Annotated in this window: 9 protein-coding genes and 1 pseudogene; 6 read left to right on the forward strand and 4 right to left on the reverse strand. The window is 58.7% G+C overall.

What is annotated here, in order from left to right:
• Positions 1-78 precede the first annotated feature (78 nt).
• A complete protein-coding gene (locus tag AB8B75_RS10205) occupies positions 79-1,557 on the forward strand; it encodes a Do family serine endopeptidase (protein WP_405361937.1) in 1,479 nt (492 codons plus the stop codon).
• Between the two features lie 51 nt (positions 1,558-1,608).
• On the opposite strand, the gene AB8B75_RS10210 is transcribed toward AB8B75_RS10205, so the two are convergent.
• Positions 1,609-2,124, reverse strand: a complete 516-nt coding sequence (locus AB8B75_RS10210; RefSeq protein WP_405361939.1) for a peptidoglycan-binding domain-containing protein — start codon at positions 2,122-2,124, stop codon at positions 1,609-1,611.
• Between the two features lie 72 nt (positions 2,125-2,196).
• Positions 2,197-2,583 carry an OB-fold nucleic acid binding domain-containing protein gene (locus AB8B75_RS10215; protein ID WP_405361975.1) on the reverse strand — a complete coding sequence of 129 codons (387 nt, stop codon included), beginning with the start codon at positions 2,581-2,583 and terminating at the stop codon, positions 2,197-2,199.
• 124 nt (positions 2,584-2,707) lie between these two features.
• Here AB8B75_RS10215 and AB8B75_RS10220 point away from each other — a divergent pair, with 124 nt between their 5' ends.
• Complete coding sequence (locus AB8B75_RS10220) at positions 2,708-3,031, forward strand: 2Fe-2S iron-sulfur cluster-binding protein (RefSeq protein WP_405361941.1); 324 nt, start codon at positions 2,708-2,710, stop codon at positions 3,029-3,031.
• The gene (locus AB8B75_RS10225; RefSeq protein ID WP_405361943.1) at positions 3,031-3,774 is read left to right on the forward strand and encodes an FG-GAP repeat domain-containing protein; all 744 of its coding nucleotides are present in this window, start codon (positions 3,031-3,033) and stop codon (positions 3,772-3,774) included. Before AB8B75_RS10220 ends, AB8B75_RS10225 begins: the two co-directional genes overlap by 1 nt.
• Here AB8B75_RS10225 and purD read toward each other — a convergent pair.
• A complete protein-coding gene (gene purD, locus AB8B75_RS10230) occupies positions 3,771-5,042 on the reverse strand; it encodes a phosphoribosylamine--glycine ligase (RefSeq protein WP_405361945.1) in 1,272 nt (423 codons plus the stop codon). The genes AB8B75_RS10225 and purD overlap by 4 nt on opposite strands.
• 80 nt (positions 5,043-5,122) lie before the next feature.
• Here purD and xseA point away from each other — a divergent pair, with 80 nt between their 5' ends.
• Positions 5,123-6,664: an exodeoxyribonuclease VII large subunit gene (gene xseA / locus AB8B75_RS10235; protein ID WP_405361947.1), complete on the forward strand. Its 1,542-nt coding sequence runs from the start codon at positions 5,123-5,125 to the stop codon at positions 6,662-6,664.
• Between the two features lie 6 nt (positions 6,665-6,670).
• On the opposite strand, the gene AB8B75_RS10240 is transcribed toward xseA, so the two are convergent.
• Positions 6,671-7,084: a hypothetical protein gene (locus tag AB8B75_RS10240; RefSeq protein ID WP_405361949.1), complete on the reverse strand. Its 414-nt coding sequence runs from the start codon at positions 7,082-7,084 to the stop codon at positions 6,671-6,673.
• A 415-nt stretch (positions 7,085-7,499) separates the two neighbouring features.
• Here AB8B75_RS10240 and AB8B75_RS10245 point away from each other — a divergent pair, with 415 nt between their 5' ends.
• Together AB8B75_RS10245 and AB8B75_RS10250 are read left to right on the forward strand one after the other, a co-directional pair.
• Positions 7,500-9,200: an NAD(P)H-dependent oxidoreductase subunit E gene (locus AB8B75_RS10245; RefSeq protein ID WP_405361951.1), complete on the forward strand. Its 1,701-nt coding sequence runs from the start codon at positions 7,500-7,502 to the stop codon at positions 9,198-9,200.
• A 78-nt stretch (positions 9,201-9,278) separates the two neighbouring features.
• Positions 9,279-9,644 (forward strand): annotated as a pseudogene (locus AB8B75_RS10250) (signal recognition particle-docking protein FtsY); the annotation flags it as partial.

The raw sequence follows: 9,644 nt of genomic DNA on the forward strand, positions 1-9,644 counted from the left end.
TGCACTCTGTGACCCATCACACCGAGCGATAATTAATGCGGCCCATGGGCCCAGAACACTATTTTCAGGAGACGACGCATGCAGCCTTCGGCAGTATCCATGTCATTCACAAGACCCATCACACAACAGATGCGCCTGTTGCTCTTGGCGGTTCTGACACTGGTATTCATGCTGGTGCAGCCGCTGAGCGCTTGGGCGCAGCAATCCAGCCTCGCGCCACTGGCGGAGCAAATCAGCCCTTCCGTGGTTAACATCACAACCTCTACCGTAGTAGCCGGACGCACAGGCCCGCAAGGCATTGCTCCGGAAGGCTCGCCCTTCGAGGATTTCTTTCGCGAATTTCAGGAGCGCAACAATGGTGATGGCGAACGGCCGCGCCGGTCCTCCGCTCTTGGCTCCGGATTTGTGATCTCCGAAGACGGGTTTGTGGTGACCAACAACCACGTCATCGACGGTGCCGACGAGATTCTGATCGAATTCTTCAATGGTGAAGAGTTGAAAGCCGAAGTGATTGGCACGGACCCAAACACGGATATCGCTCTGTTAAAGGTCGAAGCGGACACCGCACTGCCCTTTGTGTCATTTGGCGACAGCGATCTGGCGCGTGTGGGCGATTGGGTTGTCGCGATGGGCAACCCGCTTGGTCAGGGCTTCTCTGTCAGTGCTGGCATCGTGTCAGCCCGCAACCGTGCGCTGAGCGGAACTTATGACGATTACATCCAGACGGATGCGGCGATTAACCGGGGCAACTCCGGTGGGCCGCTCTTCAACATGGATGGGGATGTTATTGGCGTGAACACGGCGATTTTGTCCCCCAATGGTGGCTCTATTGGCATCGGGTTCTCGATGGCCTCAAATGTCGTGACACGTGTGGTAGACCAGCTCAAGGAATTCGGCGAAACCCGCCGTGGTTGGCTGGGCGTGCGCATTCAGGATGTGACCGAAGATGTTGCCGAAGCCATGGGGCTTGCAGCGGCCACCGGCGCATTGGTGACCGATGTGCCTGAAGGACCGGCTATGGAAGCTGGTATGGAAGCCGGCGATGTGATCATGAGTTTCGCGGGAAATGAGGTTGCCGACACGCGCGGCCTTGTGCGCAGCGTGGGCAATAGCCCGGTTGGCGAAACGGTTCGAGTTGTGGTGATGCGTGACGGCAAATCGGTAACGCTGAAAGTAACGCTTGGCCGCCGCGAAGAAGCTGAAGGGGCCGTGCCTGCTGTAGCTGCAGGTCCTGAAGAAGAAGACGAATCTCCTGTGACAAAAGAGCTTATGGGTCTGACACTCACGTCGCTGACCGACGAATTGCGTGAAGAGCTGGGAGCCGAAGCAGATATGCCGGGGCTGGCCGTTACAGCCGTAGACGAGGCGTCGGAGGCTTTCGAGAAAGGTTTGCGTGCAGGCGATATCATCACCGAAGCCGGTCAGCAGAAGGTCACATCGATCTCCGATCTGGAGAAACGTGTGGAGGCGGCCGAGGAAGCCGGGCGCAAGTCGCTGCTTTTGTTGGTGCGCCGCGCGGGTGATCCACGGTTTGTGGCTTTGTCTCTCGCAGAGTAGACCGCGCGCTTATTGCGATGAGGGCGCCCTGAATGGCGCCCTTTTTCGTTTTTATGATCTAACGACCGCAACCAGGCCAAGCTGCTTGGCCGCGGCGATGGTCAAGACGGAGCCGGGCAGGTCTTGCGATGATTGAAACGCCGCGATCGCGTCGCGGGTGGTTCTGTCCAATTTTCCGGTTATCGCTGCCACATAAAACCCACGCGCGGTCAGAGCCCGCTGCAGGCTTGCGGTGAAGTCTGTCGTCATGTCGTCACGACAGACGATTTGATACCAGTTTTCCTGTCTGGGTTGCACGATTTGCGGGCTTTTCCTGGTTTTGTATTGCGCAGGTGTGCGGATGACGCCATCTGCGCCGACTTCGACTGGGGAAATCAGGACCCTTTCGCTGATTGTTTCGATGACCGCTGGTGTTTCGGTCTTGTTCCAGCAGGTGCCGGGGGCGGCATCCGCGGGGCTGGTTGGGGTGGATGACAATGGTGATCCGGGTGCGCAAGCTGAGATCAACCCACAGCAACAGGCGGCACATACCGTGCGCGCGAGCTTAATTCTGTGCACCTGTATCATGGCCCAATGTCCTTTGGGTCTTGTATTTGGGGCTTTTATCGTCTTGCGCGGCTGGTGCCTAGAGCCTTTGTTTCACGTTCCGGATAGCACAAGGGTGTCCAGCATGGCAGAAATGTCTTCAATACTGTCCGCCAGCACATGGGTGACGGAATGCGCGCGTTGCAGCCGCCCGGTCACGCGCAGCATCCGCCCTGCAACAACCGCGCGGCGGAATTTTTCATAGATGTGACGCCAGACGATAATATTCACCACGCCGGTTTCATCCTCCAGAGTGATGAAAATGACCCCTTTGGCTGTGCCCGGTCGTTGCCGCAGTATCACCAGCCCGGCCACTGTGATGCGCGCATTCAATGGAGGTTCGTTCAGGCGCGCGGCCACAAGACAGGCGGGCGGTCTTGGCCACAAGCCATTGGCCGGAGCAAAGGTCGAAAGAAAGGGTGGGGCATTCACAACACGCATGAGAACAAATATAGAACAAATCCACATTGTCGCAAGCCCGTCTGTTTTGGGTCGTAAAAGAGGCTGGCGCGTCCTATATCGCCCCGGTAGACAGGCTGAAACAGACCAGAAGGGAACGAAAGACGTGGCAAAGATCACCTATATTGAACACGGCGGTACGGAGCATGTGGTGGATGTCGCCAATGGTCTGACCGTGATGGAAGGCGCGCGGGACAATAACATTCCCGGGATTGAGGCGGATTGCGGCGGCGCATGCGCGTGCTCGACCTGTCACGTCTATGTGGATCCTGCCTGGGCGGACAAATTGCCCGCCAAGGAAGACATGGAGGAGGACATGCTGGATTTCGCCTATGAGCCTGATCCTGCGCGCTCGCGTCTGACCTGCCAGTTGAAAGTGACCGACGCGATGGACGGTCTGATCGTACAGATGCCTGAAAAACAGATCTGATGCGTTCCGGGGCGCGGCGTGTGCCGTGGCGCCCTTTGGCACGTGCCATGCGCCGCGCAATGCTGGCGTTGTGCCTGTTGCCCGGGTCTCTTGCGGCCAGCGACACGATTCTATCGGCACGCTATGAAGGGCCTACCGAGCGGTACGCACATGCCGTTCTGGGCGATGGCATTGAGCATGAGACGCTCCGTTTGGATTTGATTGATGGAACGGTGCGCCGCTTTACGTTGCCCATTGATCTGGTTTTTGAAGATACAGCGCCCCGCGTTCAGGATCTGGATTTCGACGGGCAACCGGAGGTCATGGTGGTTGAAAGCAGCCAGACGCAAGGTGCGCGTTTGGCGATCTATGGCGCGCAAGGTCGGATCACGGCGACAGATTTCATCGGCACACGGTTTCGGTGGCTGGCCCCGGTGGGCGCGGCTGATCTTGATGGCGACGGTCACGTGGAAATTGCCTATGTGGATCGCCCCCACCTGGCCAAGACCCTGCGTCTATATCGCTATCGCGAGCGGCAGTTGCAAAAAGTGGCCAGTCTGGGCGGGCTTACAAACCACCGCATCGGGGAAACCGATATTGCGGGCGGTGTGCGGCTCTGTGCAGGTCGCCCCGAATTGATACTTGCCTCGGCCAATTGGTCACAGATGGTCAGTGTGACCTTCAACGGCACGCTGACCCTGCGCGTCATCGGACAAGACACCAGTCGTGCGGCATTTGCGCGCGCGTTGGAGTGCGCCCCTTAGCTTTCTGAAAGTGCCCGCCAGCCGATATCGCGGCGGAAAAACCCCTCGGGCCAGTCAATGTCGTTGACCATGGCATAGACGTTGGTGCGCGCCTCTTGCAGCGATCCAGCGCGTGCTGTCACGGCCAGAACCCGGCCACCTGTTGCGGTGAACTGACCCGCGGCACGGCCCGTGCCTGCGTGAAAGACCATGTGGCTGCTGTCCTCGACCATGTCGTTCAAACCGCCGATCACGGAGCCTTTTTCGTAGGTGCCGGGGTAGCCCTTGGTCGCCATGACCACGGTCAAGGCGTGGTCTGTGGCCCAGTTGATCTGCGCTTTGGCCAGCCTGGATTCGGCGCAGGCCTGAAGCAAATCGAGAACCTGTGCGCCCAACCGCATCATCAACACCTGGCATTCCGGATCGCCAAATCGCACGTTGTACTCCACCAGTCGTGGGTTGCCGTTTTCAATCATCAAGCCCACAAACAATACGCCTTGATACGGTGTGCCCTGTCGGACCATCTCGGCCATCGTCGGTTTCACGATTCTGTCCAGCGTTGCGGCGATGATCGCATCGGTCATCACAGGTGCGGGCGAATAGGCGCCCATGCCGCCAGTATTGGGGCCGGTATCGCCGTCGCCCACACGTTTGTGGTCTTGCGCAGTGCCGATGGGCAGCACGTCCTCGCCATCACACAGCACAAAAAAGGAGGCTTCTTCGCCTTGCATGAACTCCTCAATGACCACTTCCGCGCCCGCCTCGCCGAAGGCACCCGAAAACATCTCGTCCACGGCGGCGAGTGCATCTGCCACGGTTTCGGCAATGATCACACCCTTGCCTGCTGCCAAGCCATCAGCCTTGATCACTATCGGCGCGCCTTGGGCCTGCACATAGGCTTTTGCGGATGCGGCATCTGTGAAATGCCCGTAGGCTGCGGTTGGTGCGCCGGCCGCGTCGCAGATCTGCTTGGTGAAGGCCTTTGAGGCCTCCAATTGCGCAGCCGCGCCACTTGGGCCGAAAACCAGAAACCCAGCGGCGCGCAGCCGGTCCGAGACACCCGCGGCCAGCGGTGCTTCCGGCCCGATGATGACGAAATCAATGGCTTTTTCTTCCGCAAAACCGGCCACCGCACCACCGTCTTCAATGTCGAGCGCGGCACAATCCGCGATTTCGGCGATGCCTGCGTTGCCCGGTGCCACAATCAAACGGTCGCATTTCGGATTTTGCATCACGGCCCAGGCGAGGCTGTGTTCACGCCCACCGCTGCCAAGGATGAGAATGTTCATGGGCGCGCTCCTGATCTGCTTGGCCTTGGGTTCCGGGCGTTCTAAGCTGTGCGGAACCGCGACACAACACCAGAGGTTTCATGGATCTGCTTGACGACCCCGCACCGGGCCAGAATACGCCCGAATTCACCGTGAGTGAAATTTCCGGAGCTGTGAAGCGCACCCTGGAAGGTGAGTTTGGTCGTGTGCGGGTGCGTGGCGAGGTGAGCCGCGTGATCAAGGCGCGCTCGGGTCACATGTATTATGACATCAAGGATGATCGGAACCAGCTGTCCTGCACCACCTGGAAAGGACAGGTGGCAAAGCTCAGCGTGATCCCCGAGGAGGGGCTGGAAGTTGTTGTCACCGGGCGCATCACCGCTTACGGGGCGCAGTCGAAATACAATATGAACGTCGATGACGTCTCGGTGGCGGGCAAGGGCGCGTTGATGGCGCTGTTGGAAAAACGCAAAAAGACCTTGGCGGCGGAGGGTCTTTTTGACGAGGCGCGCAAACATGCGCTGCCCTATTTGCCCGAGGTGATCGGGGTTGTAACTTCGCCGACGGGGGCCGTGATCCGCGATATCCTGCATCGCCTGCGCGACCGGTTTCCCCGCAAGGTACTGATTTGGCCCGTCGCGGTGCAGGGGGAGAAATGCGCCCCGGAAGTGACCCGTGCGATAGAGGGATTCAACCAGCTGACGCCCGGAGGTGCCATACCGCGTCCGGACTTGCTGATCGTGGCACGGGGCGGCGGGTCTGTGGAGGACCTTTGGGGGTTTAATGAGGAAAACGTGGCACGGGCCGCTGCAGCCTCACAGATCCCGCTGATTTCAGCTGTCGGGCACGAGACCGATACGACTCTGATCGATTTTGTTTCCGACAAACGTGCGCCGACGCCCACAGCCGCTGCGGAATTGGCCGTGCCGGTGCGCCATGAATTGATGGCTTGGCTGGATGGGCAGGACGCGCGCATGCGGCAAATGCTGAGCCAGGGGCTGACCCGACGTGGGCAGCGACTGCGCGATATGGCGCGAGCATTGCCACGGGCGGAAAATCTGCTGGATACGCCGCGCCAACGGCTCGATACGGCCAATTTGCAACTGGGACCCGCACTTATTGCCAGCGTACAGAAACGCAAAGTTCGGCTTGCGGATATGAGCGGTAGTTTGCGACCTTCGACGTTAAAGCGGTCTCTGGCCGTTGAGGACCGACGCTTGCGCGACACATCTGCGCGCCTGGCACCGGCGCTCGTGCGGAGCATAGCGAGCCGGAAAGAGCAATTGTCCGCCCAGACGCGCCGTTTCCGTCCTGCGGATTTGGCCCGGGATCAGGACCGAAAGTCTAAGGAGTTGGCGGCGATCACCCGTCGGCTTTCAGATGCCGGGCTGCGCAATGTGGCCAGGTGGCGCGATCAGATTGACACGCTGGAACGGTTGCGTTTGACGTTGGGTTATGAGGCAACGCTGGAGCGTGGCTTTGCAGTTGTGCGCAGCGCGGGCGCCGTCATCACCGATAGCAAGACCGCAAAATCAGCCGCCGTTTTGGAGATCCAGTTCGCCGACGGTCGGATGACGGTGGATACAAAGCCCGCTGCGCGGAAAAAACCGCCCAAACCGCCGCAGCAGGGATCGTTGTTCTAGGCCGTTTCAGACACCGACTTCGGGGCCAAGGCAGATCATCTCTTCACCGAGATTGTCTGCCTCGTAGAGGTCAGTGTTGCCGGGCTCATTTTGAAACTGTGCGACCAACCCGGAGCCCTGTTCGCTGAATGTCCAGCATTGTGGGTCCGGATTGTCTTCATAGACAAAGCAAATCTGGCCCGCCTCTTCGTACCATGTGCCGTCCTTGCAGTAGCCGTCCAGGAACGACCATCGAACGCGTCGATTATCCATATAAATCTCGGCGCCGTAGGATTGGCCGTCGCGCCCGTAAAACAGGGTTTTCCCGCGTGTGTAGTCGTCGAATTCTTGCGCTGTCATCGTATCCAAGGCTGATGCGAAAGTTGCCGTAAGACAGAAACCGAAGAGGGCGGTGATGCAGGATAGGGAGACTCGAAACATAGAAATACTCTTACAGAATTAGGGGTGAAGAACCAGTGGTGCCTGAACCCAGAAGTATGACAACACCCTGTTTTGCGCGGCAGATCGCTTGCACATGATCAACTTTCCTGATTGAAACTCGCCTCGGAAAGGTAAACGCTTTGAAAGATTGAAGGGAGCGGGCATCGTCCACTGTGAATTTGCATGCGCGCTTAGTCACATTTGGATGGAGTTTATAGTGGCTTTGGTGGGGATCCAAGCGCGGGGACGTGTCGCAGTTAATGCCGGAAGTTTCTGATCAGACACAGAGTGTCGCTTCTGGTCCTGTTTGAGGTCAATTTTGGTCATATCCTGCATGACATTGGGCTGTTAGGGTCCGCGCAATGCAATGACATTTGAGACCTGAGCGATCTGCCCGGGCACGGAGACGTAAGATATGGCACTGGATACGGCTGATAAATCCCAGCGCAAGGGTGTGTGGAAATCCGGCAAGGGCAAGGGACGCCGTCATACCAAAGGCCGGCAGTTGCACGATAGTGCATGGGACGAGGTCAAATCGCTTCTGGGTGATGCGCCACGTCGTGCTGATCTGCTGATCGAGCATTTGCACAAGATCCAGGATCATTATGGGCATTTGTCTTCGGCACATTTGCGCGCGCTGGCGGAAGAAATGCGCGTGTCCATGGCCGAGATTTACGAAGTGGCGACGTTTTATGCGCATTTCGATGTGGTCAAAGAAGGCGAGACCCCACCGCCTGCGCTGACGATCCGGGTCTGCGATTCGCTGTCCTGCGAATTGGCCGGTGCGCAGGCTTTGAAGTCTGCTCTGGAAGAGGGTCTCGACCCGACCGAGGTACGCGTGTTGCGGGCGCCCTGCATGGGACGGTGTGACACCGCACCTGTGTTGGAGCTCGGCCATGCTCATATCGACCACGCGACCCCGCAAAAGGTTAAAGCTGCGATTGAGGCCGGCCATACCCATGCGCATGTTCCGGACTATGAAGATTTCGCAGCCTATGCTGCAGCGGGCGGCTACGCAGCCTTGAAAAGCCTGCGCGAAGCGGGCGATTGGGAAGCAGTTCAGGAAAAGGTGCTCGCCTCGGGTCTCAGGGGGCTCGGCGGGGCCGGGTTTCCATCGGGCAAAAAATGGGGATTTGTGCGGGCAAACGCAGGACCGCGCTATCTGGCCGTGAACGGAGACGAAGGCGAGCCGGGGACCTTCAAGGACCGCTATTACCTGGAGCGGGTGCCGCATCTGTTCCTAGAAGGCATGTTGATCGCCGCCTGGGCGGTGGAGGCGGAAACAGCCTACATTTACATGCGCGACGAATACCCGGCGGTGCTGGAAATTCTTGCGCGTGAAATCAAAGCCCTTGAGGATGCCGGGATCGTAGAGCCGGGATACATTGACCTGCGGCGCGGTGCAGGTGCCTACATTTGCGGTGAAGAATCGGCCATGATCGAGAGCATCGAAGGCAAGCGGGGTATGCCGCGTCACCGCCCGCCATTTGTGGCGCAGGTCGGCATCTTTGGCCAACCGACGCTGGTGCACAATGTGGAAACGCTACATTGGGTCGCGCGCATTTGCCGCGAAGGTCCTGAGATTCTGTCGAGCACTGAAAAGAATGGCCGCACAGGGCTGCGCAGTTTTTCCGTGTCGGGCCGCGTCGCGACTCCCGGTGTTTATTTGCTGGCGGCAGGTACCACGATCACCGATATCATCGAGGCAGCAGGTGGTATGGCGGAAGGTCATGCGTTCAAAGCCTATCAACCAGGCGGTCCGTCCTCCGGGTTGCTGCCGGCCTCGATCCACGATGTGCCACTGGATTTCGATACTTTGCAACCTCTGGGGTCCTTTATTGGGTCTGCCGCCGTGGTTGTATTGTCAGATCAGGATTCTGCCCGCGCAGCGGCTTTGAACATGTTGCGGTTCTTTGAGGATGAAAGCTGCGGGCAATGCACGCCCTGTCGTGTGGGGTGCGAAAAAGCGGTGAAACTGATGCAGCAGGACACTTGGGATCAGCCTTTGCTGGAGGAATTGAGCACCGCAATGGTAGATGCCTCGATCTGTGGTTTGGGGCAAGCCGCGCCGAACCCGATCCGTCTGGTGATGAAACACTTCGGCGACGAGATTTAAGCCCGCATCGCGCGGGTCTTCCCCTTGCCCCTAAATCCCCTTAGATGGTGACCGAGTGGCAAGAGGCCGGGGGCACGCATGGCATTTTTCAAGAAACTCAAGGATCGCTTGTTCAAGTCATCCTCCAAGATAGATGAGGGTCTGGAGGCGATCGTTGAAGACGGCGGTGTCGAAGAAGCAGTTGCGATTGCCGAGGCGGTGGTTGAAACGCCTGAAATCGCTCAGACCGTCGCACCCGAAACTGTGCCAGTGTCGGATTTTGTCGAAACGCGCGATGATGATGCGGTTGACTTGCCGCATGATGCAGGGGTTGTCTCTCCAGAGCCAGAGCCAGAGCCAGAGCCAGAGCCAGAGCCAGAGCCAGAGCCAGAGCCAGAGCCAGAGCCAGAGCCAGAGCCAGAGCCAGAGCCAGAGCCAGAGCCAGAGCCAGAGCCAGAGCCAGAG

Origin of the sequence: Roseobacter sp. (assembly GCF_045106495.1) — a bacterium.
Classification (GTDB): Bacteria; Pseudomonadota; Alphaproteobacteria; order Rhodobacterales; family Rhodobacteraceae; genus Roseobacter.